This is a genomic window from Prevotella sp. C0026C3 (genome assembly GCF_056590795.1).
This window is the reverse complement of record NZ_JBWPWW010000010.1, coordinates 54,902-81,763: the sequence shown is the minus strand read 5'-3', so window position 1 is coordinate 81,763 and position 26,862 is coordinate 54,902. Positions and strand designations below refer to the sequence as shown.

At 46.0% G+C, this 26,862-nt stretch carries 24 protein-coding genes and 1 tRNA gene; 8 read left to right on the top strand and 17 right to left on the bottom strand.

From position 1 onward, the window contains the following. The first annotated feature begins 192 nt into the window (after window positions 1-192). On the top strand, window positions 193-1,737 hold the full coding sequence (gpmI, locus tag AC1EK4_RS07845) for a 2,3-bisphosphoglycerate-independent phosphoglycerate mutase (protein ID WP_036896154.1): 1,545 nt from the start codon (window positions 193-195) through the stop codon (window positions 1,735-1,737). Between the two features lie 74 nt (window positions 1,738-1,811). On the opposite strand, the gene AC1EK4_RS07840 is transcribed toward gpmI, so the two are convergent. Both AC1EK4_RS07840 and AC1EK4_RS07835 read right to left on the bottom strand, forming a co-directional pair. Continuing rightward, complete coding sequence (locus AC1EK4_RS07840; protein WP_480357716.1) at window positions 1,812-1,982, bottom strand: hypothetical protein; 171 nt, start codon at window positions 1,980-1,982, stop codon at window positions 1,812-1,814. A 151-nt stretch (window positions 1,983-2,133) separates the two neighbouring features. After that, on the bottom strand, window positions 2,134-2,382 hold the full coding sequence (locus AC1EK4_RS07835; RefSeq protein ID WP_036896150.1) for a hypothetical protein: 249 nt from the start codon (window positions 2,380-2,382) through the stop codon (window positions 2,134-2,136). Window positions 2,383-2,466: 84 nt separating this feature from the next. On the opposite strand from AC1EK4_RS07835, the gene ung reads away from it, so the two are divergent. Both ung and AC1EK4_RS07825 read left to right on the top strand, forming a co-directional pair. Continuing rightward, complete coding sequence (ung, locus tag AC1EK4_RS07830) at window positions 2,467-3,132, top strand: uracil-DNA glycosylase (protein WP_036896148.1); 666 nt, start codon at window positions 2,467-2,469, stop codon at window positions 3,130-3,132. 5 nt (window positions 3,133-3,137) lie between these two features. Beyond that, window positions 3,138-3,728: a DUF3109 family protein gene (locus AC1EK4_RS07825; protein WP_036896198.1), complete on the top strand. Its 591-nt coding sequence runs from the start codon at window positions 3,138-3,140 to the stop codon at window positions 3,726-3,728. On the opposite strand, the gene AC1EK4_RS07820 is transcribed toward AC1EK4_RS07825, so the two are convergent. From AC1EK4_RS07820 to AC1EK4_RS07800, 5 genes are all read right to left on the bottom strand, one after another. Further along, window positions 3,723-4,601, bottom strand: a complete 879-nt coding sequence (locus tag AC1EK4_RS07820) for a helix-turn-helix domain-containing protein (RefSeq protein ID WP_062434755.1) — start codon at window positions 4,599-4,601, stop codon at window positions 3,723-3,725. The genes AC1EK4_RS07825 and AC1EK4_RS07820 overlap by 6 nt on opposite strands. Window positions 4,602-4,671: 70 nt before the next feature. Next, window positions 4,672-5,592 (bottom strand): alpha-L-rhamnosidase N-terminal domain-containing protein, encoded by a 921-nt coding sequence (locus tag AC1EK4_RS07815; protein WP_156431083.1) that lies wholly within the window; start codon window positions 5,590-5,592, stop codon window positions 4,672-4,674. A 185-nt stretch (window positions 5,593-5,777) separates the two neighbouring features. Then, window positions 5,778-7,748, bottom strand: a complete 1,971-nt coding sequence (gyrB, locus tag AC1EK4_RS07810) for a DNA topoisomerase (ATP-hydrolyzing) subunit B (RefSeq protein ID WP_036896144.1) — start codon at window positions 7,746-7,748, stop codon at window positions 5,778-5,780. Window positions 7,749-7,874: 126 nt separating this feature from the next. Next, window positions 7,875-8,129: a 30S ribosomal protein S20 gene (gene rpsT, locus AC1EK4_RS07805; protein ID WP_036896142.1), complete on the bottom strand. Its 255-nt coding sequence runs from the start codon at window positions 8,127-8,129 to the stop codon at window positions 7,875-7,877. Between the two features lie 27 nt (window positions 8,130-8,156). Further along, a tRNA-Glu gene (locus tag AC1EK4_RS07800) sits at window positions 8,157-8,228 on the bottom strand. A 118-nt stretch (window positions 8,229-8,346) separates the two neighbouring features. Here AC1EK4_RS07800 and recO point away from each other — a divergent pair. Together recO and AC1EK4_RS07790 are read left to right on the top strand one after the other, a co-directional pair. Continuing rightward, window positions 8,347-9,075, top strand: a complete 729-nt coding sequence (gene recO, locus AC1EK4_RS07795; protein ID WP_036896141.1) for a DNA repair protein RecO — start codon at window positions 8,347-8,349, stop codon at window positions 9,073-9,075. A 309-nt stretch (window positions 9,076-9,384) separates the two neighbouring features. Continuing rightward, window positions 9,385-10,200 carry a carboxylesterase family protein gene (locus AC1EK4_RS07790; protein WP_036896140.1) on the top strand — a complete coding sequence of 272 codons (816 nt, stop codon included), beginning with the start codon at window positions 9,385-9,387 and terminating at the stop codon, window positions 10,198-10,200. Window positions 10,201-10,224: 24 nt separating this feature from the next. Here AC1EK4_RS07790 and AC1EK4_RS07785 read toward each other — a convergent pair whose 3' ends face one another. Continuing rightward, entirely contained in the window at window positions 10,225-11,130 is a 906-nt protein-coding gene (locus tag AC1EK4_RS07785) for a helix-turn-helix transcriptional regulator (RefSeq protein ID WP_036896139.1), read from the bottom strand. Window positions 11,131-11,409: 279 nt separating this feature from the next. Between AC1EK4_RS07785 and fucI the strand changes: the two genes are divergently transcribed. The 3 genes from fucI to AC1EK4_RS07770 all read left to right on the top strand — a co-directional run bounded on the left by fucI (window position 11,410) and on the right by AC1EK4_RS07770 (window position 16,041). Beyond that, window positions 11,410-13,188, top strand: a complete 1,779-nt coding sequence (gene fucI / locus AC1EK4_RS07780; protein ID WP_480357712.1) for an L-fucose isomerase — start codon at window positions 11,410-11,412, stop codon at window positions 13,186-13,188. A 70-nt stretch (window positions 13,189-13,258) separates the two neighbouring features. Continuing rightward, the gene (fucP, locus tag AC1EK4_RS07775) at window positions 13,259-14,581 is read left to right on the top strand and encodes an L-fucose:H+ symporter permease (protein ID WP_036896137.1); all 1,323 of its coding nucleotides are present in this window, start codon (window positions 13,259-13,261) and stop codon (window positions 14,579-14,581) included. Next, on the top strand, window positions 14,569-16,041 hold the full coding sequence (locus AC1EK4_RS07770; protein ID WP_480357711.1) for a rhamnulokinase: 1,473 nt from the start codon (window positions 14,569-14,571) through the stop codon (window positions 16,039-16,041). Before fucP ends, AC1EK4_RS07770 begins: the two co-directional genes overlap by 13 nt. A 309-nt stretch (window positions 16,042-16,350) precedes the next feature. Here AC1EK4_RS07770 and rhaD read toward each other — a convergent pair whose 3' ends face one another. The 9 genes from rhaD to murD form a co-directional block, all read right to left on the bottom strand. Continuing rightward, window positions 16,351-17,160, bottom strand: coding sequence for a rhamnulose-1-phosphate aldolase (gene rhaD, locus AC1EK4_RS07765; RefSeq protein WP_480357710.1), 810 nt, complete (start codon window positions 17,158-17,160; stop codon window positions 16,351-16,353). Between the two features lie 36 nt (window positions 17,161-17,196). Continuing rightward, window positions 17,197-17,646 carry a GatB/YqeY domain-containing protein gene (locus tag AC1EK4_RS07760; RefSeq protein WP_036896134.1) on the bottom strand — a complete coding sequence of 150 codons (450 nt, stop codon included), beginning with the start codon at window positions 17,644-17,646 and terminating at the stop codon, window positions 17,197-17,199. Between the two features lie 22 nt (window positions 17,647-17,668). Beyond that, window positions 17,669-18,982 (bottom strand): cell division protein FtsZ, encoded by a 1,314-nt coding sequence (gene ftsZ, locus AC1EK4_RS07755; protein WP_036896133.1) that lies wholly within the window; start codon window positions 18,980-18,982, stop codon window positions 17,669-17,671. A gap of 31 nt (window positions 18,983-19,013) precedes the next feature. Beyond that, on the bottom strand, window positions 19,014-20,477 hold the full coding sequence (gene ftsA / locus AC1EK4_RS07750) for a cell division protein FtsA (RefSeq protein WP_480357709.1): 1,464 nt from the start codon (window positions 20,475-20,477) through the stop codon (window positions 19,014-19,016). A 15-nt stretch (window positions 20,478-20,492) separates the two neighbouring features. Further along, entirely contained in the window at window positions 20,493-21,287 is a 795-nt protein-coding gene (locus AC1EK4_RS07745) for a cell division protein FtsQ/DivIB (RefSeq protein ID WP_036896129.1), read from the bottom strand. Next, on the bottom strand, window positions 21,284-22,657 hold the full coding sequence (murC, locus tag AC1EK4_RS07740; protein WP_036896127.1) for a UDP-N-acetylmuramate--L-alanine ligase: 1,374 nt from the start codon (window positions 22,655-22,657) through the stop codon (window positions 21,284-21,286). The genes AC1EK4_RS07745 and murC overlap by 4 nt, the downstream gene beginning before the upstream one ends. Before the next feature lie 35 nt (window positions 22,658-22,692). Beyond that, entirely contained in the window at window positions 22,693-23,808 is a 1,116-nt protein-coding gene (gene murG, locus AC1EK4_RS07735; RefSeq protein ID WP_480357706.1) for an undecaprenyldiphospho-muramoylpentapeptide beta-N-acetylglucosaminyltransferase, read from the bottom strand. Window positions 23,809-24,237: 429 nt separating this feature from the next. Next, window positions 24,238-25,518 (bottom strand): FtsW/RodA/SpoVE family cell cycle protein, encoded by a 1,281-nt coding sequence (locus AC1EK4_RS07730; protein WP_036896123.1) that lies wholly within the window; start codon window positions 25,516-25,518, stop codon window positions 24,238-24,240. Continuing rightward, window positions 25,519-26,850, bottom strand: a complete 1,332-nt coding sequence (murD, locus tag AC1EK4_RS07725) for a UDP-N-acetylmuramoyl-L-alanine--D-glutamate ligase (RefSeq protein WP_036896121.1) — start codon at window positions 26,848-26,850, stop codon at window positions 25,519-25,521. It abuts the gene before it with no gap. Window positions 26,851-26,862 lie beyond the last annotated feature (12 nt).

Below are 26,862 nucleotides of genomic sequence, written 5' to 3'. Positions count from 1 at the left end.
TAGGATGTAACAGGGTGAAAATTGCTGAAAACGTTTATTTCTTTTATCTGTTCTCCCTTTGCCATTAGTAGTAAAAATCGTAACTTTGCAACAATAATAGAAATGGATTTGTCGGTCGAAAAATGAAAGAGAACGATGAAACCATTTCTCGACTAGGATAATAAAAGAACAAATACTAATAAGTACTTCATTATGGCAAAGAAAGCTTTATTGATGATTCTCGATGGATGGGGAGTCGGAAAGCATGGAAAAGGAGACGTGATTTATAATACACCGACTCCTTATTTGGATTATTTGACAGCTACATCGGCTCACTCACAGTTGATGGCTTGCGGTGAAGACGTAGGTCTGCCCGATGGTCAGATGGGTAACTCTGAGGTGGGTCACTTGAATATTGGTGCCGGACGTATCGTTTATCAAGATTTGGTAAAGATTAACCGTGCTTGTAAGGACGGTTCTATTACCAAGAATCCGGGTATCGTTGCAGCTTACAGTTATGCTCAGAAGACCGGTAAGAAACTCCACTTGATGGGCTTGACTTCTACCGGTGGTGTGCACTCTTCGCTCGACCATCTGTTCCGTTTGGTAGAGATAGGTAAGGAATATGGGTTGAAGAATCTGTTTGTACACTGCTTTATGGACGGTCGCGATACCGATCCGAAGAGTGGTGTGGGCTTCATTCAGGAGCTTACTGATGTATGTGCGAAGAACGATGCCAACATTGCTGACATCGTAGGTCGTTTCTATGCTATGGATCGCGATAAGCGTTGGGACCGTGTAAAGACTGCTTACGATCTCTTGGTGAATGGTGAGGGTAAGGCAGCCAGCGATATGGTGAAGGCGATGGAAGAGAGTTATGCTGAGGGTGTGACCGATGAATTCATCAAACCTATCGTTAACAGCACTGTAAATGGTAAGATTGAGGAAGGCGACGTAGTAATCTTCTTCAATTATCGTAACGACCGTGCCAAGGAAATGACACAGGTGTTGACACAGCAGGATATGGATGAGCAGGGTATGCACACCATTAAGGATTTGCAATACTTCACTATGACTCCGTATGATGCGAACTTTAAAAACGTAACTGTGCTCTTCCCGAAAGAGAATGTACAGAATACATTGGGTGAATATCTCTCAGGTTTGGGTAAGAAACAGTTGCATACAGCCGAGACAGAGAAGTATGCTCATGTGACATTCTTCTTCAATGGTGGTCGTGAAGCTCCTTATGAAGGTGAAGACCGTATCTTGGTGGCATCGCCAAAGGTGGCAACTTACGACCTGAAACCTGAGATGAGTGCTTACGAAGTGAAGGATAAATTGGTGGGAGCTATTAAGACTCAGCAGTACGACTTCATCGTGGTGAACTTCGCTAATGGCGATATGGTAGGTCATACAGGTATCTATAATGCTATTGCTAAGGCTGTGCATGCTGTAGATAATTGCGTGAAAGAGGTTGTTGAAACGGCTAAGGCGAATGATTACGAAGCCATTATCATTGCCGACCATGGTAATGCTGACAATGCAATCAATGAGGATGGTACGCCTAACACGGCTCACTCTTTGAATCCGGTGCCATTCATCTATGTTACAGATAATAACAGTGCTACGGTGAAAGACGGTCGTTTGGCCGACGTGGCTCCATCAATCCTCCATATCATGGGCTTGGAACAGCCTACCGATATGACTGGTGAGAATCTGATTTCTGATACCGGTGAGTTTATCGCTGCAAAGTATTAAGCTCGTAAAGAAATAAAATAAAAGCGCCTGCATGATTACCATGCAGGCGCTTGGTGGTTTATTGATGGACAGAATTATAATTCTGCTAATAGTTGTTGAATCTCTTTTTTAGTGATAGTGCTTTGTTCTTCCTTATCGTAGATGGCCAGTAAAGTGATGATACCGTCTTCAATATCAATGATAGTAGTGTAGGTTATGATGCGTGCCCCATGGCTTTTGCCTCTCCCCTTATCACTAATTTGCATTCTGATTTTGCGAATTCCATTTCCTAAATCTACTCCTTGAGTAGGATTGGATAGTAAGGAACGTTCGAGATTTAATAAATCCTCTTTGATGTTTCTGTACTTTTTGGCAAGCCGTTTTAACTGCTTATCAAAGGGAATAATAGTTTCTATGCTATAATTCTTTCAATAAAGAAGCTAATGGTCGACTGGTACTTTTGCCTTTTTTTACTAATTTCATCTCTCTTAATCCATCTCTAATATCATCTAGAATTTCTTTTTTCTCAGCTTTACTCATTTCCTGCTTCTCCTCTCTTTTTAGTTTGTTAAGGTACTTGTGCAATTTATTGAGTGCATCCGTATTTCCAAATAAGGATGCAACATCGTGTAAAATCGATTGCTGTAATTCTAATGACTTGTCCATAGTTTTCCTCTTTGCAGGCAAAGATAATGCTTCTTTATTGGTGCAGCAAATATTTTTAGTAACTTTGTGGACAAAAGAAATGCGATGAATGTAAAGATAGAAGAGTCGTGGAAAACGCATGTTGGTGAGGAATTCGAGAAGCCTTATTTCTCGCATCTGACTGATTTTGTTCGGCAGGAATATGCTCAAGGCACTTGTTTTCCGCTGGGACGATTTATTTTTAATGCCTTTAATTTGTGCCCATTCGACAAGGTGAAGGTGGTCATTATTGGTCAAGATCCGTATCACGAATACGGTCAGGCGCATGGACTCAGCTTCTCTGTGAACGATGGAGTGCCGTTTCCGCCGTCTTTGCAGAATATCTTTAAGGAGATAGAATTGGATTTAGGGTGCCCTGTTCCGTCTTCGGGAAACCTCACACGATGGGCAGAACAAGGCGTATTGTTGCTGAATGCTACGCTTACAGTGCGTGCCCATGCTGCCGGAAGTCATCAGCGTAGAGGATGGGAAACGTTTACCGATGCTGTGATTCAGGCCTTGAATCGTGATAGAGAACATTTGGTTTTCATTCTTTGGGGTGGATATGCACGTAGCAAAGTGTCGCTGATAGACCGTTCGCGTCACTTTGTGTTGGAGTCGGTACATCCCTCTCCGCTCTCCGCTAATCGTGGTGGGTGGTTCGGGAATCATCATTTCTCGCGGTGTAATGCTTATCTTCAAGAGCATGGTATCGCACCTATACAATGGTAAAAAGCATGGATAACGAATTACATATTATACAAATAGGGGATGTATTGGTATCTCCCGACATCCTGACAGAGAAGTTTTGCTGTGATTTAGAGAAGTGTAAAGGTATCTGTTGCATTGAAGGTGATGCCGGAGCACCAGTGACTTTAGACGAGATAGGGGGCATAGAAGACTCGTTGGATACTGTTTGGAACGACTTATCTGCCTCGGCTCAGTCGGTAATAGACCGTCAAGGAGTGGCTTATAGCGACCGTGATGGCGACTTGGTGACAAGCATTGTTGGGGGAAAAGATTGTGTATTTACATGTTATGAGAACGGTACGTGCCTCTGTGCATTGGAACGTGCCTATAGAAAAGGGACTACGCGATTCGTGAAACCCATCTCTTGTGCACTTTATCCTATACGTGAAAAGACTTTCAACGATGGTACTGTAGGACTAAACTACCATCGTTGGGAAGTGTGTAAGGATGCTGTTGCCAAAGGTAAAGCGCTTGACTTGCCGATATACCGGTTCTTAAAAGAACCATTGATACGTCGGTTTGGTGAGGACTGGTACAAGGAATTGTGCGCAGTAGCCGAACAGTTGTTGGGCTTATGACTTTCGATACTCTGTAGGGGACAAACCTACATGCTCTTTAAAGTACTTACCGAAGAAGCTCTGATTGTTGAAATTCATCTCTTCGGCAATCTCTCTAATGCTCTTCATTGTATTCTTCAGCAATACACGAATTTCTAAAACAACGTATTGGTCAATCCATTCGTTGGGTGTACGATGGCTTACTTGTTTGATAACTTCAGAGAGATACTTGGGCGTAATGTACATCTGATTGCTGTACCAACTTACCCGTCGCTCCTTTCGATAATGTTGTTCTACAAGTTTAATGAAGTCGCTGAAAATCTCGTTGGCGCGTGGTTGGCGATTATTAGGTGATGTTTGAAGGTGATAAATCACGTTGCTGATGTCGTAAATCATTGTTGTTAGCATTGATTTAGTGGTCTCGCGACGGAATTGATGTTCCTTGTTCTCTACCTTACGCTTGATAATATTGAAGTAATTATGTAGTGTTTGGGCTTCGTCTTGTCTCAAGTGGAAGACTGGATGGTTACGTGCAAAGAGGTATAGATAGGATAGCTCACGAATGTTAGCAACGATTTCGTAGAAGAACTCGTAGGACAATACAATGGCTATGGCTTTAAAATCATCGCTCAATACGTAGTTGTTTGCCACCTGACCTTCACTTACGATGATGACATCGTTTACTTGAACGGTGTGGGCAACCGTATCAATGGTATAGTGAGCTACCCCTTTTGTACACAGTGCCATGAACAAACAATGCATTCGGCGAGGCTCATTGGGGAATGGGATATTGGCTAGATCGTCTACTAGGAGTATGTCATCTTCTATATGACTTCCTTGGTATAGCTTTTTAACAGATGGGATAGTGATTTCTTCTAGGCGTTTACTCTCCATACTTCATGATATTACTTGATTTCACAAAGATACAAAATAACATTGAAGAAAAAGTGTTTTATCAATATTTTTAATAGTTCCAATCTTCATGCCAACGGCTTTTGATGCCGATACCCTCTATTTTTTGTATCTGTGACCGACGAAAATTGGTGTCTCCGCTGATACATACTTGTCGGCAATTTGTTATCTGTAGGCGTTGGAATATCTGCTCATCCATTTGTCCACTACAGATATATTGGGAACCATTTATATAGATACATTCGCCTGGTATGGCATCTCTGAGCGTGACGCGGACATAGCCTTGAAAGCCTGTTCCAAACTCATAAAATACCGAATCGCCCTCTACATTGAAATATAGCGGCCGTATTTCTTCTGCAACAACTTCTTCTTGATAGAATGATTGGTGCCATCGGGTAGATCGATTCTGTGGAGATGGAATCATGGTGGCAGGATACCAGCAAGCTAATGACTCGTCGGCTGTGGAGTAAGTATATTCCTCTGACAATCCATTTTGTACTTGTCGACCATCGGGCATGAGTGAAAATGAAGCGCTACGACATAACCATCCCTCGCTTCCATCGTAACTAAAACGCTGCCCATTGACCCATTTTCCATCAAAACGAAAGGCAAACAGAGCCCTATCAAGGTCATAGGCGAGGGGTGAACAGTATACGGCGATGATATTATCTCCCGCTTGTAAGAATCGGGTGACATCGAAAATATGTCCTATACTGCCCGTATCTCCTTTCTCCCGATAAGGTAAACGATAAGCAGTAGATACATCGTAACCATTGACATAAAGCCGAAAATACCCTGTGGTAGCAATGCTGATAGAAGCTTGTGTGGGGCGTTCGTGGAGCGAGTAGGTATGTCGAAACCATACCATGTCGGCTTTGTCTGCCTGAGAAGCCGACATCCATTGCATTCCGAAGTCCTGTGCCGAGATTGCAAGGAAGTAGCATAAAGTTGCAAATAGCATCCACTTCCTCATCTGGTATCGCTTTGTTTTATAACCAAGGTATCAATACCAACCGCAAAGAACAGCGATATATATTTCTTCATGAGGTGTTTAGCGATTAGGTTTCCGTTTGCAAAGATATAAAAAATCACATCGAAATGCAAGAAGGAGAGCAAATGATGCTCTCCTTCTTTTATATTATATGTACGTGTACAGTATTATGCGTCGATGTTAGCGTACGTAGCATTCTTCTCAATAAATTCTCTACGAGGTTCTACATCGTCGCCCATGAGCATCGAGAATATCTCGTCTGCGTCGGCTGCATTCTCTATCGTTACCTGCTTGAGCAAGCGAGTAGTTGGATCCATTGTTGTTTCCCAAAGCTGTTCGGGATTCATCTCACCCAAACCTTTGTAGCGTTGGGTATGGATATTCTTATCGTCCGGACCGGTAGCATACTTGTCGAAATAAGCCTGTCGTTGCTGTTCTGTATAGCAATATTCACTATTCTTGTTCTTGTATGAACATTTATAGAGAGGCGGAGTAGCGATGTAAAGATGTCCTTCTTCGATGACTTTCGGCATGAAACGATAGAAGAGCGTCATAATCAGTGTGTCGATGTGTGAGCCATCGACGTCGGCGTCGGTCATGATAATAATCTTGTCGTAGCGCAACTTGTCGATGTTTGCCTCGCGATCATCTTCGCCCTCTACACCAAAACGTACACCGATACTTTGGATGATATTCATTACAGATTCGGCTTCAAATACGCGATGCCACTGTACTTTCTCAACATTCAGAATCTTACCACGCAAGGGTAGGATGGCTTGTGTATAACGATCGCGTCCCTGCTTAGCCGAACCACCGGCTGAATCACCCTCGACTAGGAATATCTCGCTGCTCTTTGGATCTTTGTTAGAGCAGTCGGCCAGCTTTCCGGGCAGTCCACCGCCACTCATTACGCTCTTGCGCTGAACGCTCTCACGAGCCTTGCGGGCTGCAATACGTGCCGTAGCGGCCAATACTACCTTCTCGCAAATCTTCTTCGCTTCGTTAGGATGCTCTTCCAAATAGTTTGCCAGCGCTTCGCCCACAGCCTGTTGAACGGCTCCGGAAACCTCACTGTTACCCAACTTGGTCTTGGTCTGACCCTCGAACTGAGGCTCTGCCACTTTGATAGAGATAACGGCTGTCAAACCTTCGCGGAAGTCTTCGCCCGCAATTTCTATCTTGGCTTTCTCTATTTGCTTGGATATGGTCGGCTCCGAATCAGCGTACGACTTCAATGTACGAGTCAATGCTGCGCGGAAACCAGTCAAGTGTGTACCACCCTCTATGGTGTTGATGTTGTTCACGTATGAGTGGATGTTCTCCGAATAGTCTGTGTTATACATCACAGCTACCTCGATAGGGATGCCTTGTTTCTCTGTTTTGAGATAGATAACATCGTCGAACAGGTGGGTACGATGACGGTCTACGTAGCGCACAAACTCCTTCAATCCGTCTTTGGCATGGAATACTTCCTCGCGTGTCTTGCCTTCCTCGTCAGCGCGAAGGTCTCTCAATGTGATGCGGATACCTGCATTCAGGTAGGCCAATTCGCGCATACGCGATGCGATGATGTCCCAACGATAGGTAGTCGTTGTGAAGATAGCAGGATCTGGCCAGAACTGTTGGCGTGTACCACGAAGCTCTGTTTCGCCCACAACCTTAACTGGATAGAGGGGCTTTCCTTTCTCGTATTCCTGCTGATAAATCTTTCCGTCGCGGAATACCTGAGACATCATGTGAGACGAGAGTGCGTTCACGCAACTCACACCTACACCATGCAGACCACCGCTGACCTTATATGAACCCTTATCAAACTTACCACCGGCGTGCAATACGGTCATAACGACCTCCAAAGCCGACTTATGCAACTTGGCGTGCATGTCTACAGGGATACCACGACCGTTATCTTGTACAGTGATAGAATTATCTTGGTTAATGGTTACTTCAATGTCTGTACAGTATCCGGCCATAGCTTCGTCGATAGAGTTGTCCACTGTTTCGTTGACCAAGTGGTGCAATCCTTTTTCACTAATGTCGCCGATATACATGGCCGGGCGCTTACGCACAGCCTCCAGTCCTTCTAGAACTTGGATATTCGAAGCTGAATAATTAGCCTCGGCATTTAGATTTTCTGCCATTTTCTCGATTAGTAATATTTCTGCAAAGATACAAAATTGCCGTGAAAAACAGAAATATTTAGTGTCAAAAAAAGTAAGGGCGCATTCTTTGAAGAATGCGCCCTTACTTACTTGTAAATCGGAATATTATCCTAATTTACTAATATGCAAAGCCAAACTTGACTTCAAGTTAGCTGCCTTATTCTTGTGAATAATGTTGGTCTTGGCTAATTTGTCCAGCATTTTCTGTACAGATGGGTACAACTGGGCAGCTGCATCCTTATCTGTCATTGCGCGTAATTTACGCACTGCATTACGCATGGTCTTTGCGTAATATTTGTTATGAAGAGTTCTTGTCTTTGTCTGACGGATTCTCTTAATGGATGATTTGTGATTTGCCATCTTTACTTTTTCTTTTATTTCTTATTGTAGTCCCTAGGAGAGTCGAACTCCTCTTTAGAGAATGAAAATCTCTCGTCCTAACCGATAGACGAAGGGACCATCGCGTTTAATTTGCGGGTGCAAAGTTAGACACTTTTTCTTATTCCGCCAAATATTCGTGAAGAAATTTTAATAAAAGCCGCGTTTTTTCGCGTTTTTGCACTACCTTTGTCTCATTATGCTCATCAAAACAAGGGCTATCGTACTTCGCGCGTTCAAATTCAGAGACACTAAAATAATTGTCGATGTGTTCTCTGAATGGCAGGGGCGTATCTCTTTGGTTTGTAGTTTGTCGCTTTCGGGGCGTGGAAAGTTTAAGAAGCAACTTTTCCAACCGCTCACACTCCTTGCTATTGAGTTCGATGACAAAGCTCGTGGTTCCTTGTTTTCTTTGCACGATGTGCGTGTAGATATTCCTTATTCATCCATCCCGTTCAATCCTTATAAGTCTACGGTGGCGCTGTTTATTGCCGAATTCCTGTTATATGCCACTCGTGGGGAGCAAGAAAATCCCGCTCTTTATAACTATTTACGTTCCAGTATGTCGTGGCTCGACCTTTGTCCGGCGTCGTTTGCCAACTTTCATTTGGTCTTTACCATGCGTCTGAGCCGCTTCATCGGATTCTTCCCCAATCTCGACGACTATGTACCGGGCAGCCTCTTCGACCTTCGCGAAAGTCGCTTTCTGTTCACCATTCCGCTCCATTCCGACTATCTGTCAGCCGAAGAGACCTCGCGTATCACCTTGCTGATGCGTATGAATTATGAGAATATGCACCTTTTTGCTATGTCGCGTAGTGAGCGTAGTCGATGTCTACACCTTATATTATTATACTATCGACTGCATACTCCCGGATTTCCCGAATTGAAATCGCTCAGTGTGTTGGAGAGTTTGTTCGATGAATAATGGGGAGTAAAAGCCTTATCTTTACCCTCTATAGCCCCACCCCACCCTCCCCAAAGGGGGGAGGGAGACTATTTAAAAGTTTATTATTAGGCTGGATGACAAGTAGACTAGTTAACGAGTAAACAAGTTAACAAAGTTTTGGGAATAAAGGTAGGCAATAGTAGAGACGGAAGGTAATGGACGGGGGCGGGACTGATGACTTTTTATTTCCGTGAAAAAACTACAACGAGGACGGAGAGTGTATAAATAATGTCAATGGAGAGGTGGAGAGAGTTGTCTACTTGATAACTTATCTTTATATTTGTGGTCATGAGAAAAACGAGACACCTATATATATTGTTCTTGATGGTTTTGTTTTCGTTGGGAGTATCGGCTCAGAAAGCGGGAAAGATAGAAGCAAAGCGCAACGTCATTGATGGGGGATACAACTTTTGGTTGTATACTCCTGAAGAGTATGAGCCCCATGGACACGCGCTCCCAGTGGTGCTCTTTTTGCATGGGGCAAGCTTGTGTGGCAACAATCTCGACCGTGTGCGTCGCTACGGAACGCTGGATGCGCTAGAGAAAGGTAAAATAATTCCTGCCTTTGTGGTAGCCCCTCAGAATCCGGGAGGGTCGTGGAATCCGCGTAAACTCAACGATTTGTTGGAGTGGATGGAGAAGAATTATCCCGTCGATGCGTCGCGCGTGTTTGTCTTGGGTATGAGTTTGGGCGGCTATGGTACGCTTGATTTTGTGGGTACTTATCCTGAAAAGGTGGCCGCAGCGATGGCTTTATGTGGCGGAACGACGCTACACGACGTGCAAGGAATGGGGCGTGTGCCGCTTTGGATTATGCACGGTACGGCTGATAGAGCGGTGAATGTGAGGGAGTCGAAGAAGGTTGTGGAGAGTTTACAGAGTGCCGGTAACGACCATTTGCTACGTTACGACTGGATAGCAGGAGGCTCTCACGGACTATTGGCGCGTATTTTCTATTTGCAGAAGACGTATGATTGGCTTTTCTCTCATACGTTGAAAGACAAGCCAAGAGGTGTGGACAGGTCGTTCGACATTACTCGTGAAGACATCAATACGACGTATCAAGAGCTCCGAATGCTGTCGGAAGACTATGATAAGGAGTGATTTGGAGTGAGAATATAGTTAGTATTATTGTAGGATAGCAGAAGCATTCATGGTCAGAATTTTCTGTTGGATGTAGTTTTTGAATTCTTCTCCACCTAATACTTCTATATCGTCGTAGAGTCCAAGTACGAATCTTCCGATACCCACATAGCTTGCCACGTCAATGTTTAGCAGCCAATGCTCTGAGTCATCGGGTGTGAACGCGTCGGTGGAAGCTGGATATTCCTCTATCATCAGGTTGTGGGAGAGTTGCCCCATACGCAGACAGATGGGTAGGCGTTGCTCACTACTGAACATGAAGATATCGGTAAAGAGCTGGCGGTGACGCTCTGTGTGAATCCAAGGTGCGTCGTATGTTTCCACGTCACCGATGCGCGAAAGTTTGAAAGTCTTGTTGGTATGGCTCTTGAGTTCGTAACACCGCACGTCCAGATTGTCGTTTAAGAACATGTAAGGCTCTACTACACGGTCGGAAACACTGCGACTGTGGGGTGACGAATAGTCTTTGAGGCAGACCGTTTGACGATGGTTTATGGCATCGCGTAACTTGTTGAGTATGTCGATGGTGTGGGCTTTAAAGCGGGTATCGGTATAGAAACGGAGATGGTAGAAGCGTTCCAACTTGCGTTTGAGGATGCCTACGACAGGATTTTTGGCGTCGGCAGCTTCCAGCAGGTGATGCATGAAGGTAGCTTCGGTGTCGGAGAAGTTGACCGACCGTGCTATCTCTTGAAAGAAAGGTGAGTCGGTATCCAGTCGGTAATGGCTGTTTTCATGAACCACGATGAACTCGTTTTCGCGGAAAAACTTCAAGTAATTATAGAGTTGTCGGCGTGTTGTGCCTATTTGTTTGCACAACTCTGCAGCAGTATAGTCGTGCCCATCGGTCATGAGCAACATGAGTTTGAGTTCCTTTGATAATTTCTCCATCTTCTATTGGTTAGCTTAGCAAATATACAAAGTTTTTTTATAATAGTGTTAAACTATAAAAAGAACTGAATATTTTCATTGTTTACTTCTCTCTAAAAGATAAAAATAGTACCTTTGCTAAAGGATTGAAGAAGTCCGACTTCTTGTTGGAAGAACATTCCTAAAGAATCTTTTAAATAAACAAAATAACTAATTCTAATATCGACAGTGTGATGGACATGGCGCGATCAGAAGCAAGTTGCGAGATGCCGAAAGCGCTGTCAAACAATAACAAAACCTATGACAAACTATCCTAAGATTGGTATCAGACCAACAATCGACGGCCGCCAAGGCGGAGTACGCGAAAGTCTCGAAGAGAAAACAATGAGTTTGGCCAAAGCTGTGGCCGAGTTAATCAGTTCACATGTTTACAATGGCGACGGAAGTCACGTGGAATGTGTGATAGCCGATAGTACGATTGGACGCGTAGCTGAGTCGGCTGCTTGTGCCGAAAAGTTCGAGCGTGAGGGTGTCGGTGCTACGATTACCGTCACATCTTGTTGGTGCTATGGTTCGGAAACGATGGATATGAATCCTTATTATCCCAAGGCTGTGTGGGGATTCAATGGTACCGAGCGTCCGGGAGCCGTATATCTAGCTGCCGTATTGGCCGCTCATGCACAGAAAGGATTACCCGCTTTCGGTATCTATGGACACGATGTACAAGACTTGGACGATAATACTATCCCTGCAGACGTGGCTGAGAAGATTCTGCGTTTTGCCCGTGCAGCACAGGCAGTTGCTACCATGCGCGGTAAGAGCTACCTCTCTATGGGTACCACTTGTATGGGTATTGCCGGCTCAATCGTAGATCCTGACTTCATGCAGAAGTATCTTGGACTGCGTACGGAGTATGTAGATATGGTGGAAGTAATGCGTCGTATCGACGAAGGAATATACGATCCGGAAGAGTTTGAGAAGGCTATGGCATGGACAAAGAAATATTGTATGCCTAAGGAAGGGCACGACTGGAACATCGAACGTAATGGTAAACAGAAGAGTAGAGAGGAACTTGACAAGGATTGGGAGTTCACAGTGAAGTGTATGCTCATCACTAAAGACTTGATGCATGGTAATCCTCGACTGAAGGAACTGGGCTTCAAGGAAGAGGCTTTAGGTCATAATGCTATCTTGGCAGGTGTTCAAGGACAGCGCCAGTGGACCGACTATAAGCCAAATTTCGACTTCCCTGAGTCGTTGGTTTGCTCTTCTTTCGACTGGAACGGTACGCGTGAGGCAGGTGTCTTGGCTACCGAAAATGACTCTTTGAACGGTATAGCAATGCTTTTCGGTCACTTGCTGACCAATAAGGGTGTGATGTTCTCAGACATTCGTACCTATTGGAGTCCCGAAGCTGTGGAGCGGGTGGCAGGCAAGAAGCCTACAGGAGCAGCCGCAGGAGGCTTTATACACTTAATCAATTCAGGTGCTACCACACTCGATGCGACAGGAGCAGTGAGCGATAGCGAGGGTAATCCTACGATGAAGCACCACTGGGAGTTGACCGATGCAGAGGTTGAGGCTTGTTTGAATGCCACTACTTGGTATCCGGCCGACCGCAATTACTTCCGCGGAGGTGGTTTTTCGTCTAACTTCCTCACTCGTGGTGGCATGCCAATGACTATGATTCGTGTGAACAGAGTGATGGGATTGGGTCCTGTTTTACAGTTGGCTGAGGGTTGGACGGTAGATCTTGATCCCGAAATCAATGCTATCCTCGATGGCCGTACCGACCGTACATGGCCTACTACATGGTTCGTTCCACGTCTCGATGCAACCAAAGATGCCTTTAAGGACGTTTATTCTGTGATGAATACATGGGGAGCTAACCACGGTGCCATCGCTTATGGTCACATCGGTGCAGACATTATCACGCTCTGTTCTATCCTTCGTATTCCTGTATGTATGCATAATGTAGCCGACGGAAATATATTCCGTCCGTCGGCATGGAATGCATTTGGTATGGATAAAGAGGGTGCTGACTACCGTGCTTGTCAGAATTTTGGCCCTATTTATTAATATGACGCTATCCCCCTTGCTATCGGTAAGGGGGATAACTATTTCTATTCGACACTTTAAAACCTGATGAATGAAAAGCAAAGAATCAATCCTTTCTAAGGACGGAGTGAGCTATCTCATTCCTTTTATCCTCATCACTTCGTGCTTTGCCCTATGGGGTTTCGCCAATGATATTACCAATCCGATGGTGAAAGCGTTCTCTAAGATATTCCGAATGAGCGTCACCGACGGTGCATTGGTGCAGGTTGCGTTCTATGGCGGATACTTTGCAATGGCGTTTCCTGCGGCTATTTTCATCCGCAAGTACTCGTATAAGAGTGGGGTACTCATGGGACTTGGCCTCTATGCGGCCGGCGCTTTGCTCTTTTTCCCGGCTAAGTTGACGGGTGCTTACTATCCTTTCTTGATAGCATACTTTATCATGACGTGCGGATTATCGTTCTTGGAGACCAGTTCCAATCCCTATATTCTCTCGATGGGAACGGAAGCTACGGCCACAAGACGCTTGAATCTAGCGCAGTCGTTCAATCCAATGGGCTCGTTGTGTGGTATGTTTACTGCGATGGCTTTCATTCAAGCTAAGCTTAATCCCATGGATACAGCCACGCGTGCTACTCTCTCTCCGGCTGAATTCGAGGCTGTGAAAGAATATGACTTATCGGTTCTTATTACTCCCTATTTTGTCATTGGGATGGTCATTGTGGTGATGTTCTTGGTCATCTTCTTTACAAAGATGCCGAAAGGTGGCGACCAACAACACGATATTAACTTCGTTCCGACCCTGAAGCGTATCTTCTCCATCAAGCATTATCGCGAAGGTGTTATTGCACAATTCTTCTATGTAGGTGCCCAAATCATGTGTTGGACTTTCGTTATCCAATACGGTACACGCGTATTGGTGGGTGAGGGGATGACCGAACAGGCTGCCGAAGTGTTGTCACAGCGCTACAACATCATTGCCATGGCTATCTTCTGCTGTAGTCGGTTCATCTGTACTTTCTTCCTCAAGTATATCAATGCCGGTAAACTGTTGGCCATCCTGTCGACCGTTGCCACGGCGTTGACTTTCGGAGTCATTTTCTTCCAAGACATCAAAGGCTTGTACTGTCTCGTTGGTATCTCTGCCTGCATGTCGCTTATGTTCCCTACTATCTACGGTATAGCGTTGCAAGGACTCGGCGATGATGCTAAGTTTGGTGCGGCAGGCTTGATAATGTCTATTCTTGGAGGAAGTGTTTTACCGCCTTTACAGGCTTCTATTATCGACTTGGGCACCATCTTTGGCATGCCGGCCGTAAATATTTCATTCGTCTTACCACTCATTTGCTTCCTCGTTATCATCACGTATGGAGTGCGAATGTATCAAGCAACGAAAGCCACATGGAGAAATTAAAGCGCATATTTGCAGTTGATTTGGGTGCCACGAGTGGCCGAACGGTATTGGGCGCGTTGGAAGGTGACCACCTTACCATGCAAGAACTTACGCGCTTCGAGAACCCTATCATTCAAACCGGAGGACACTTTTATTGGGACATCTACGCCCTCTATAATCAGATTATCACTGCGTTGAAACTGGCAGTGGAACAAGGTTACGAAATTCAGAGCATCGGTATCGACACGTGGGGATGCGATTTTGCTCTTGTAGGTAGCGATGGTGCGCTGTTACGTAACCCTCTGTCGTATCGTGATCCGCATACTGTCGGCATGATGGACGACTATTTTGCCAATGTCATGGAGCGCGACGAAGTGTATCGACTCACTGGTATCCAGCTCATGGCATTCAATTCTTTGTTCCAATTACACGCCATGTGGAAGGCTCAAAACACTGCTTTGGCTGTGGCCGATAAGATACTTTTTATGCCTGATGCTTTGAGTTATATGCTCACGGGACAGGCGGTATGCGAGTATACAGAGGCTTCGACATCGCAGATACTCGATCCTTACAAGCACGATTTAAACGAACGGCTGCTCGAAAGTGTTGGTCTGAAGCGGTCGCAGTTTGGTCGGATGGTGATTCCCGGAACCATTATAGGTTCTGTAACCGAAGAAATCAAGCAGATAACAGGTATTGGTGACATTCCGGTAGTGGCTGTTGCCGGACATGATACAGCCTCGGCTGTGGCTGCCGTTCCGGCTTCTGATGCCAACTTCGCCTACTTGAGTAGCGGTACATGGAGTCTGATGGGCGTGGAGTTGTCGCATCCGTTGATAAGCAATGAGAGCTATTCCGAGAATATGACCAATGAGGGTGGGGTAGATAACACGACTCTCTTCTTGAAGAATATCTGTGGTATGTGGATTTACGAGCGTTGCCGGAAAGAGTTCTCAGAGAGGAAGTCGCATGGTGAACTGATAGCTGAAGCGATGCAGGCAGAGCCTTTTAGAAGCATCATTGACCCCGATGACGCTTCGTTTACCAATCCTCGTAGCATGACGGAAGCCATTTGTAATTATTGTCGGAAGACCGGGCAGCCAGTTCCACAGACTGCTGCCGAGTTCTGTCGCTGCATCTTTGAATCGCTCGCTTTGCGTTATCGAGAGGTCTTAGGCACGCTGAAGCGGCTGTCGCCAGTACAGATTGACGTACTACATATTATTGGTGGAGGGTCGATCAACGATTGTATGAGCCAATTTACAGCCAATAGTTGTGGTATCACCGTGCTTGCCGGACCGCAAGAAGCCACCGCCATTGGCAACATCATGCTACAAGCCAAGGCGGCTGGGATGGTGAAAGACGTGTGGGATATGCGCCGTGTTATCGGGGAAAATACCAGCCCGAAGCGATTTGAACCGCAAGACCGAACCGTTTGGGATAATGCTTTTGCACGCTATCTACAGATATGTAGGGCGTAAAAAAGTTTATTTGATGGCGCTGCAAAGTCTTTTCAGCATGACTGTTTGGGCTTTGCAGCGTTTTTGTTTGCCCTTTGCAGCAATGCTGCGGAGCCCTTGCAGTTATCTAAGTTTAAAGTATACGAGTTGACAAGTGAACAAGATGGAGTTTAAGTGTGTGAGTTTTTGAGTTAATGAGCGGTTCAGTTGCTGGATAAGTCTTTAGTTTTTTGCTTTTATAAGTTTTTGAATTTGGAAAAAGTAAAGGCATGATAAGATGTACACTTACATCCTATCATGCCTTCTCTGTTATTTCTATGCTTCTAAATCCTACTTTGGCAGATGGAACACATCGGTGAGTTCCTGCATCTGTTCGTCGCTCATGCCGTCGGGTTCAAAGCCCATACAGCGTGCGCTGATGTATATCTTGGCACTCTTGGAGAGTACGTCGATTTGGTCGAAAGCCTGCATGACGTCGGGACCTTGCGCCAATACGCCATGTTTTTCCCACATCACGACGTCGTATTCTTCGAGCTGTTCGAGAGTGGCATTGGCCAGTTCGAGACTTCCGGAAATCTTGTAGGGTACGATACCGAGGCCTAATGGACAGAAAGCCTTGGTCTCCGGAATCATGCTCCATAGTAGTTTGGTCATATAATCCTTTTGCAAGAACTTGTCGTTATGGCTCATGGCAACCAACTCAATGGGGTGGGTATGAACCACAGCATTATATCCGTTGCCCTTTTCTAGGTTGCGGTTGTGTACCGAAAGGTGGGAACTTATCTCTGAAGTGGGCTTCACGGGATTGTCGGCAATGATTTCGTAGTGCGCACAATCGTCGGTAATGCGGACGATGGAGCCATTCTCCATAGGCCAGCGAGCCAAGTCGCGCATGCGTTTACCCGTACCTTTGCAGTAGAAATAGCAACTTTTGAGGTGGGGAAGCGTTGTTCCGAACGATACAGGGTCGCTGATGGCGGGCATACTGCGAATTTCGTCGTCTACCAAATCGGTGATGTTGACGGTGATATTACCGCCATTGCGTTCTGCCCAACCGTTCTGCCAGAGGTATCCGGCTACCTCGGCTATGTTGTCAATCTCGCGTTTGAGAGCCGGTCTTCTTTCTAGAATAGATGTCATTGTTCGTGGTTTAAAAGAATATTTAGGCTGTGGGGATTATCCCAATAAGCCTTTTACGATTTGCGAAATGATTTTTCCGTCGGCTTTACCGGCCATTTGCTTGCTGGCTATACCCATTACCTTACCCATGTCTTTCATGCCTTCGGCACCGGTAGAAGCGATGATGGCTTTTACGACTTCGGTGATTTCGGCTTCGGAAAGTTGCTTAGGCAGGTACTCTTCGAGCACGGATACCTGTGCCAATTCCTCATCGGCTAGGTCTTGACGGTTGTTGTCTATATAAGTCTTAGCGGTCTCTTTGCCTTGCTTAGCCAACTTGGTGATAATCTTCAAAGCATCGGAATCTTCCAATGTCTCGTTAGCTCCGGGGGCTGTGACTGCCTCTAAGAATACTTTCTTGACGTTGCGTAAGGTGTTGAGACGCACCTTGTCGCGTGCTTTCATTGCGTTCTTAATGTCCTCACTAATTTGTTCAAATAGTGCCATGATATCTCCTTTTTTATCTGATTTATGTGAAACTGATAATGCCCGGTGTCTCGATGGCATTATCTTCTTTTTCCTCTGTGGTTGGAACTTGGCTGCGAATAGCTTCCAGCATCTGTCTTGTACGCTTGTAGGTAGGTGTGGTCTCTACGGCCAAGATGACGTCCTCGTTGTCCAATTCTTCCGGATGGAAGAGGAAAATATGTGGCCGGCGCTTGAATTGAGTGTTCTTTCCGTCGACAGCATAGTACCTTGCCCGACGGTCACGACGCTCTGCTGCCTTCTCTTCTTCTTCGGCTATTCGACGCGCTTCTTCCTGTGTGTGTTTCTTGATGTGACTGTCCATACCGTCCACATCTTCTATACCGAAGCCTGTAGCGAGGATGGTTACCTTCACCTTCTTGCCTAATTCAGGATCAATAGCGAGTCCCCACTTAATCTCGAAGTTGCTATCGAACTTGCTCATGAACTCGTTGACATCGTTCATCTCTTCCATCATGAGGCCTGAGTTATCGTTCTTCTCGTTGCAGAAGTTGATGCTGAGCAGTATTTTCTTGGAATTAAAGATGTCGTTATCGTTGAGTAATGGGGAGTTGAGAGCATCATCTATCGCTTTCTTGACGCGTCCTTCGCCTTCGCCATATCCCGTGCTCATGATAGCAACACCACCATCTTTCAGCACTGTCTTTACATCGTTGAAGTCGAGGTTGATGAGTCCGTGGTTTGTAATAATCTCTGCGATGCTCTTGGCTGCGATGCTTAGTGTGTCGTCGGCTTTGCCAAAAGCGTCGAGGACAGTCAGTTCCGGATAGATTTCGCGTAGCCGTTCGTTGTTGATAACGAGCAAAGCGTCTACGTGTTTAGCCATTTCCTCTACGCCATCGAGTGCTTGGTCTATCTTTCTATCGCCCTCAAAGCGGAACGGAATGGTCACGATGCCGACTGTCAAGATGCCCATTTCTTTGGACACACGAGCAATGACGGGGGCTGCACCTGTACCGGTTCCACCGCCCATACCGGCTGTGATGAATGCCATTTTGGTACCATCGGAGAGCATATTGTTGATTTCATCCAGTGTCTCTTCGGCTGCTTGACGCGCTTTGGCAGGCTTGTTACCGGCACCAAGCCCTTCTTTTCCCAGTTGCAGATGCACGGGAACAGGCGAGTCGTTGAGTGCTTGATTGTCGGTATTGCAGAGTACGAACGACACATCATGGATGCCTTCGCGATACATATGGTTCACTGCGTTGCCGCCACCACCACCAACACCGATTACTTTAATGATGCTGTTGGACTTTTCGGGTTCCCCGAAATCCAGTATTTCTCTGTTATCTGGCATAATATCTTTCTTTATGTATGAGTCTAATATGTTATTCGTCTTCGGCTACCATGGTCTGGAAGAACTTCTTAAGATTGCGTCCCATCTTGTGGAGAGTGCTGTTTTCGCGCTTCTCTTTGGCAATGCGTTCAGCCTCTTCTTCGGCAGCTTTGCGCTCAGCAGCCTCTCTCTCAAGGCGTTTTCTACGTGCTTCTTCCTCGGCTTTCTCCTTTTCTGTGGGAGTGAGGACAACGCCTGTACCGGCTATTTCGTTCGGATCGCGCGACTTTTTGATGTCATCCGGCGTATGCAGCGTGGTGCTTGTAGCCGCTGTTATAGGTTCTGATGTGCCAAAAAGATCGCTTGAAATCTCTTTTCCGGCGCAGTTCATATCGCCCTTAACCAGCAAGGCAAGCGCGGTATTCATGGTTCCATCCTTGGCATTGATGTCGCTATTGCTTGAATTGATAGTTGTGGTGACGAACTTGGCAATGCGTATCTTCTCAATATGAGTGTACTTACGGAAGGCCACATCAATGTTCTTCATGTTTGAACCGCCACCGGTGAGGACGATTCCGCCCAATAGTTTGTCGGTAAACTCGCTCGGAACCTGATACCAAACATTCTCGATGATTTCCTCAATTCGACCTTCTACCATCTCAACGAAGCGCCGGTTCTCTACCTGACGGTCTTGATCGATGGGCAGCATGAGGGTAGTATCGATGTCGGCATTGTCGGTATAAGCGCTTCCATACTTCAATTTCATGCGCTCAGCATCCTTGTCTTCCATCTGGAGAGAGGTGATATCCTTGGTGATATTGTTGCTACCGAGTGGAATAACTGCCAAGTGGCGGAGTATATTCTTGAAGTATACTGATACGGTAGTGGTGTCTGCGCCTAGGTCAACAAGCACGCAACCGGTACGTTTCTCTGCTTCTGTGAGTACACTATCGGCTAAAACCAATGGCGAAAGATACATGTCGGCTATGGCAATTCCCGACTTTTCAAAGCATTTGTTGAGGTTGCGATAGTATGAATTGCGCCAAATGATGTTGAGGAAGTTGCCCTCTAGTCGGCGACACTGTATACCTACGGGGTCGAGTTGTAGTTGTTGGTCTACCTTATACTCCTGTGTGGCAGCGTCAAGTATCTGTTGGTCGGGGTATTCCATGTTGCGATTGGTATCCATGAGTTCGTTTACCATCTCCTGCGTGATGATGGTTTCCTCTACAAAGTCTTTTGCAATGTTGTTCCGGATACTGCGGATGGATTGTCCACCAACGCCCACATATACATAAGCAATCTCTGATTTGAGAGTGGTTTTGAGTCGTGCTATGATGTTAGTCAAGCACTGCATAGTCTTATCTATGTTGTAGACTACGCCCTTTCTGATGCATGCTGTGGAGTCTTCTTTTACTACAGCGAGCACCGAAATGCTTCCATCGAGGTTCTTTCTGCCTGAGATGCCGGTGATCTTTGATGATCCCAATTCGATAGCTACAATAAATTCTGCCATAGGTTTATATTCTTATCAATTCAACATTCTTCTTTTACAGATTATTTGGTTGTCGAGCTCCAAGTTTATATAGGAGTATTTGTTCCAACCGGCTTGGGATAGTCCGTGGCGATAGAACTTCTCCAAGCGATTCATCTTCTTTGTTACATAGTCTCTTACAAGCTGCTCTCGGTCGGTAGCTGTTTTGCCTTCGGGCAGTTGGCCTATGTAGATGACGTGGTCGCCAATGCGTGGTATCAACTCAATACCAAGGTTTGGCAGCACGTTGATTTGCTCTATTTGGTTGCGCCAGAGGTCGTTTTCCATCATCACCTTGCCAAGTGTGGCGACATATTTAGTCGCGAACAGACGGTTGATGTGGCCAGTTGCGATGATGAGATTGGATGTATAATGCGAGTTAGGCATGATACAGTTTTTATCATCTAGGTAATAATCATCGCCTCTTTCCGATTTAATACGGATGACCGGCAACCGTTGGGTGATGCTAATGCATACTTGTCCGTCTTGTGTCTTGTAACATTCGGCCGTCTTAACGAACGGGCTGGACTTTAAAGTTTCTTCTATCTTGCGTGCATCAATGTAACGTATAGGCTTCTCCAAAGGATAGAGATGGTAGTGTTCCAATCGCTTTTTGATTTCCTTTGTGTCTATAAAGCCGTTGGTAGCCTCATCTTTGATGTCGATACTAACCTTCGTACACACGTGGACTGTTTCATCGGGCTTGTTAAAAGCGGTGAAAGCGAGTCCCAAATATGCAGCTAGTACAATATCCAGAACGATGGTGAGCGTTTTCTTCCAACGTATTCTCACTTACTTTCCAAGATTTTAGTCATTTGTGGAACATAGTTGTCTAGGTCGCCGGCACCCAATACGATGAGCACGTCGAAGTCGCGTTCCTTTACCAACGAGAGCACATCTTCCTTGTGTATCATGCTCTTTTCCACGCCCGGTTTCAAACTGTCGTATATCAATTGGCTCGTAACCCCCTCGATAGGAAGCTCGCGTGCCGGGTAGATGTCGCACAAAATCACTTCGTCCAACAGGCTTAATGCATCGGCAAAGTCCTTGTAGAAGTCGCGTGTACGCGTGTATAGATGCGGCTGGAAGATAGCTGTAATCTTACGATTTTGATAGAGTTCGCGAATGCTCTTGGCACTTTGGTAAATCTCTTTGGGGTGATGAGCATAGTCGGAGAGGAATACGAGCTTGTCGTTCTTTATCTTGAAGTCGAAGCGACGTTCCACTCCATGATAGGTAGACATACCGTATTTCAACTCTTGAGCGCTGCATCCACTCAGCTGAGCCATAGCCATGGCGGCCACTCCATTCTCTATATTGATGGGAACAGGTTGTCCCAACTGCACATCCTTGACATTCTCGATGGGCGAAACGAAGTCGAATGTAATCTCACCGTTGTCGATTCGGATGTTTTCAGCATGGAAATCTCCTTCGTCGAGGCTGTATTCATACACCTTTACTCCCTCGGCTACGTGCTGTTTCATTTCTAAATCCTTGCGCAAAATCAGTGCTCCTCCCGGTTGAATCAGCTCTGTATAGTGACGGAAACTTTCCAAATAAGCCTCTTTGGTGCCGTAGATATCGAGGTGGTCAGGGTCGGTCGACGTGATAACGCTTATCCATGGTGATAACCAATGGAAGCTACGGTCGAACTCATCAGCCTCTATCACAACGTATTCGCTGTCGGAGAGGATATAATTGGTGCCGTAGTTTTTGGATATACCGCCCAAGAACGCATTGCAATCCACGTGGCTCTGGTGGATGATATGGGCACACATGGTCGACGTAGTAGTCTTTCCGTGTGTGCCGGCTACGCACAATCCTTTATGACTGTGGGTAAGTGTGCCCAATACTTGTGCACGCTTTTGTACTTCAAATCCGTTTGCACGGAAGTAAGCAAGCTCCTTGTGTGATTCAGGGATGGCCGGTGTGAAAATGACCAACGTAGATTCGGGCTTCTTACATGCGTGAGGAATCTCGTCTATATTCTCTTCGTAATGGATGAGCATGCCCTCTTTCTCAAGACGGCGTGTGAGTTCCGACGGAGTTTTGTCGTATCCGGCAACTACCAATCCTTTGTTGATGAAGTAGCGAGCAATAGCACTCATGCCGATTCCGCCGGCTCCAACGAAATATACTGCTTTGATATCTTTCAGTTCCATACTATGGTTTCAATGTCTTGTTTCTCTATATCGGATTACTTCTTTCCCCATGCTAATGCCACCACTTCGTCGGCGATGGTGTCGGCAGAGTTCTGTAATCCCATTTGTTTGATGTTTGCTTCGAGTGAAGTTAGTTTTTCGTCATCGCGTACTGCATTGATGGCTGTCTTTAAAAGAACGTCGGTTGCCTCGCTGTCTTTTACGAAAATAGCTGCGTTACGGTTCACGAGCGCCATGGCGTTTTGTGTCTGATGGTCTTCAGCCACATTGGGTGAAGGTACCAAGATGACCGGTTTGCCGATGAGGCAGAACTCGGATATACTGCTTGCACCGGCACGGCTGACAACCAAGTCGGCCGCCTTGTAGGCTGCTCCCATGTCGCTGATGAAGTCGGTGACGTGCAATAGTGCCGGTTTCTTGTTTCCTTCCAGTTGCTCGCAGATGGCTTTGTGGTACACTTTACCTGTTTGCAAGATGATTTGTACATCGCTCTCTTTCACCATGTCGAGGTGTTGGAGAATGCTATTGTTGATGTTTCTCGCTCCCAAACTGCCACCAATGAAGAGGATAGTTTTACGGTCGGGCTCCAATCCGAATGACTGGCGAGCTTCTGCTTGACTCATCGGAGATTCTAATACGTTCTGGCGAACCGGGTTACCGGTCTTGATAATCTTCTCGACAGGGAAGAAACGTTCCATTCCATCGTAAGCCACGCATATCTTGTCGGCCTTTTTAGCTAGTAATTTGTTGGTGACGCCGGCATAAGAGTTCTGCTCTTGGATGAGGCAGGGAATACCCTTGTTGGCACAAACATTCAACGTAGGACCACTGGCATAGCCCCCAACGCCTACAGCCACCATCGGTTTGAAGTCGCGTATGATGCGTTTGGCCATGCGTTGACTCTTCCATATCTTGTAGAGTACGGCAAAGTTCTTGAATAGATGTTTACGGTCGAATCCGCAGATGGGCAGTCCTTTGATTTCATATCCGGCTGCCGGAACGCGCTGCATCTCCATTCTGCCCTGCGCACCCACGAACAATATCTTTGCTTCGGGATACTTTGCTTTGATGGCATTGGCTATGGAAACAGCCGGGAAGATGTGTCCTCCGGTGCCGCCACCGCTGATGATAACCCTTAATTCTTTATCCATTCTTTCTTAATATACGATGTTAAAGTTTCTCTAACTTAGAAGTAAATAGGAGTAAGCTGGAGTAGAAGTCTCTTTGAGACTAGAAGTTAGCCGACATCTGTCTATTAACTTCCCTTATTACTCCATCGCCCCCAAAAGGCGATTAACTCCCAATAATTTCAAAAGCTGAGCAAACTTGCGAAGCTTTATGAGCTATATTGCAAAAGTAATCATTTTTTTTATGATTCTCCGCTTTTGTTCTTTTTTTATTAGGATGAGCCTTAGTGCCCTAATATTTTTTATATATTGGCCTTTTGACCGTGGTTTTCGCGGGTTACTGCAAGGGCTTGTCAGTAATGTTGCATGGGCTTTTCAGCGATGCTGCATAGGCCGAACAGCAGTGTTGCTCTTGCATTGCAGCAATTCCATGTAGATTCCTACAGTCTGTGGTCAAGCCATTTGTGTAGCCTTAGCGACATTGTTTTCGTCGATAATTCCTTTCTTCTTGGTGGCCGAACGGCTCACACTGAGGATGGCACCCACGTAGATACAGTTGATAATAGACGACGTTCCACCCTTGCTAACCAGCGGTAACGGTTGCCCGGTAACAGGGGCTAGTCCTACGGCCACGCACATATTAAAGAGCGCTTGGCTCACTAAAAGCAGTGCTAATCCCATTGCTAGGAAAGCAGGGAAGTTGTTCTCGCACCGGTTGGCGATGTAACCTGTACGGAAGAGCAGGAAGATATAGAGTGCAGCTACAAAGATAGCTCCCGTGATACCCATCTCTTCGATGATGATAGCGTAGATGAAATCGGAGAAAGCCTGCGACAGAAAGTCGCGCTCTTCAGAATTTCCGGGGCCCTTACCGATGACATTTGACGAGGCTATGGCGATGTTGGCATGCGCTACCTGTGCGTCTTTGTCAAGATCTACTTCGCTCGGCTTAATTTCTTTGTTGTCGGAGAACTTCATGATACGCGACTTCCAAGTATCGGCACGGTGGAACACTTTGCCTAGCATTCCGGGGGCGGTCTTCTCTGTCTCTGCCGTTTCTACCTCCTCGGTGAGGTTCTTCTTCGTGTTCTCGGTGTTCTTGGCATGACCCAATAACATCACCAGTGTGAAGACACCGACTATTGCCAACGCCACGACACCTAGCAGTTTGCCTAGCTGTGGCATGGGTATGCGTCCTATGACCATCATCATGAAGATGACTAGACAGATGAGTGCAGCTGTGGAAAGATTCTCGACCATGATGAGCGGGACGATGAATGCACACACGATGAGAATGTATTTGAACGCGTTTTTATCGGCTCCTGTGGGTGTTTGCATGGCACTAAGTATCTGAGCCGTGGCCAGTATGAGTGCTCCCTTGGCTATCTCTGAAGGTTGGAACTGCATGCCGAGGAATCCTATCCAGCGTTGGGCACCATTGGTAGACTGCCCGGCTATAATCACCCATAGCAGTGTGATGAGCGAAATACCTAAAAGGAAAGGAGTCAGAATCTTGAAATATTTGCATTTGATGTTGAGGGTAACGACCATGAAAAAGATACCCATCAACAGGATGCCCAAGTGTTTAATCATCGGAGTCCAGTAACTTCCGCCCTTGTATGTGAGCGAAGAGGACGCCGAGAACACCTCGACGACACTGATGACACAGAGGAAGAAAAATATCATCCATATCACCTTGTCTCCTTTGAAGATGTTTGCTAGTTTCTTATCCATTTATAGATTTCTTACCAATGTCTTGAATTGTTTGCCTCGGTCTTCCATGTTCTTGAACAAATCGAAGCTTGCACAGCAGGGACTTAAGAGTACGGTGTCGCCCGGTTGAGCCAGTTCGTAGCAGGCAGCTACGCAGTCTTTCATGCTGTGGGTGTCGCGAATCTCTACTCCGAGGGTGTCGAAGTTGTCGTGGAGTTTTTGATTGTCGGCACCTAGATAGACTACGGCACGGCATTTTTGTTTTACTAATGCCTTGATTTGGTCGTAATCGTTACCCTTGTCTTTGCCTCCGATGATGAGTACGGTAGGTGTCTTCATGCTCTCAAGTGCGTACCAACAAGCATCTACGTTGGTGGCCTTGGAGTCGTTGATATACTGTACGCCACGCACCTTACAAACCTTTTCCAAGCGATGCTCGACGCCGGGGAAGTCGCTCAGGCTCTTTCTGATAATCTCTTTCTTGATACCTGCGATGTTGGTAGCGATGCCGGCGGCCAAACTATTGTATATGTTATGCTTGCCGGTGAGCGATAGTTCCTCTTGTTCCATGTTGAACGGAGTGGGATATTCTATCTTGTATTGTCCCTCTTCGATATATCCGATAGAGCCTTTCTCCTTGATCTCGGAGAACGGACACAACACGGCTTTGATGTCGTATTTCTCTAGTTCGCGCTTAATGATGGGATCGTCGCCCCAGAAGATGAAGCTGTCTTCCTCGGTTTGGTTTTGCAATATGCGCATCTTGGCGTCTACATAGTTTTGCATATTGAACTCGTAGCGATCCAAATGGTCGGGTGTGATGTTGAGCAAGATGGCGATGTTGGCACGGAAATTGTACATATCGTCGAGTTGGAAACTACTCAATTCGATGATATAATATTCGTGTGGGTCTTCGGCTACCTGCAAAGCCAGACTCTTACCGATGTTTCCTGCCAGTCCAGCATCGTAACCTGCTGTCTTGAAAATATGGTAGATGAGCGACGTGGTGGTGGTTTTGCCGTTGCTACCGGTGATACATACCATTCTGGATTGGGTGTAACGACCGGCAAATTCAATCTCGCTGATGATGTGAATGCCCTGCTTGAGAATCTTCTGAATCATGGGTGCTTCCTTCGGAATACCCGGACTCTTGATGATTTCGTCGGCATTGAGTATCTTCTCTTCGGTGTGTCGGCCCTCTTCCCACTCTATTCCGTGGTCGTCGAGCATCTTCTTATATCGGTCTTTGATGGCCGACATATCCGATACAAATACGTCGAATCCTTCTTTCTTAGCTAGTACGGCTGCTCCTGCGCCGCTTTCTCCTGCTCCTAAAACTACGATTCTGCTCATGTTGCTAATACT

Excerpts from the sequence above, each read along its gene's own strand:
- AC1EK4_RS07835 (WP_036896150.1), bottom strand. The coding sequence starts at position 2,382 with ATGGACAAGTCATTAGAATTACAGCAATCGATTTTACACGATGTTGCA.
- rpsT (WP_036896142.1), bottom strand. The coding sequence starts at position 8,129 with ATGGCAAATCACAAATCATCCATTAAGAGAATCCGTCAGACAAAGACA.
- ung (WP_036896148.1), top strand. The coding sequence starts at position 2,467 with ATGAATGTAAAGATAGAAGAGTCGTGGAAAACGCATGTTGGTGAGGAA.
- ftsZ (WP_036896133.1), bottom strand. The coding sequence starts at position 18,982 with ATGCCAGATAACAGAGAAATACTGGATTTCGGGGAACCCGAAAAGTCC.
- murD (WP_036896121.1), bottom strand. The coding sequence starts at position 26,850 with ATGAGCAGAATCGTAGTTTTAGGAGCAGGAGAAAGCGGCGCAGGAGCA.
- AC1EK4_RS07785 (WP_036896139.1), bottom strand. The coding sequence starts at position 11,130 with ATGGAGAAATTATCAAAGGAACTCAAACTCATGTTGCTCATGACCGAT.
- AC1EK4_RS07790 (WP_036896140.1), top strand. The coding sequence starts at position 9,385 with ATGAGAAAAACGAGACACCTATATATATTGTTCTTGATGGTTTTGTTT.
- AC1EK4_RS07730 (WP_036896123.1), bottom strand. The coding sequence starts at position 25,518 with ATGGATAAGAAACTAGCAAACATCTTCAAAGGAGACAAGGTGATATGG.
- AC1EK4_RS07820 (WP_062434755.1), bottom strand. The coding sequence starts at position 4,601 with ATGGAGAGTAAACGCCTAGAAGAAATCACTATCCCATCTGTTAAAAAG.
- ftsA (WP_480357709.1), bottom strand. The coding sequence starts at position 20,477 with ATGGCAGAATTTATTGTAGCTATCGAATTGGGATCATCAAAGATCACC.
- gpmI (WP_036896154.1), top strand. The coding sequence starts at position 193 with ATGGCAAAGAAAGCTTTATTGATGATTCTCGATGGATGGGGAGTCGGA.
- AC1EK4_RS07825 (WP_036896198.1), top strand. The coding sequence starts at position 3,138 with ATGGATAACGAATTACATATTATACAAATAGGGGATGTATTGGTATCT.
- murC (WP_036896127.1), bottom strand. The coding sequence starts at position 22,657 with ATGGAACTGAAAGATATCAAAGCAGTATATTTCGTTGGAGCCGGCGGA.
- AC1EK4_RS07840 (WP_480357716.1), bottom strand. The coding sequence starts at position 1,982 with ATGCAAATTAGTGATAAGGGGAGAGGCAAAAGCCATGGGGCACGCATC.
- rhaD (WP_480357710.1), bottom strand. The coding sequence starts at position 17,160 with ATGACATCTATTCTAGAAAGAAGACCGGCTCTCAAACGCGAGATTGAC.
- AC1EK4_RS07770 (WP_480357711.1), top strand. The coding sequence starts at position 14,569 with ATGGAGAAATTAAAGCGCATATTTGCAGTTGATTTGGGTGCCACGAGT.
- AC1EK4_RS07815 (WP_156431083.1), bottom strand. The coding sequence starts at position 5,592 with ATGAGGAAGTGGATGCTATTTGCAACTTTATGCTACTTCCTTGCAATC.
- fucP (WP_036896137.1), top strand. The coding sequence starts at position 13,259 with ATGAAAAGCAAAGAATCAATCCTTTCTAAGGACGGAGTGAGCTATCTC.
- murG (WP_480357706.1), bottom strand. The coding sequence starts at position 23,808 with ATGGATAAAGAATTAAGGGTTATCATCAGCGGTGGCGGCACCGGAGGA.
- AC1EK4_RS07760 (WP_036896134.1), bottom strand. The coding sequence starts at position 17,646 with ATGGCACTATTTGAACAAATTAGTGAGGACATTAAGAACGCAATGAAA.
- fucI (WP_480357712.1), top strand. The coding sequence starts at position 11,410 with ATGACAAACTATCCTAAGATTGGTATCAGACCAACAATCGACGGCCGC.
- recO (WP_036896141.1), top strand. The coding sequence starts at position 8,347 with ATGCTCATCAAAACAAGGGCTATCGTACTTCGCGCGTTCAAATTCAGA.
- gyrB (WP_036896144.1), bottom strand. The coding sequence starts at position 7,748 with ATGGCAGAAAATCTAAATGCCGAGGCTAATTATTCAGCTTCGAATATC.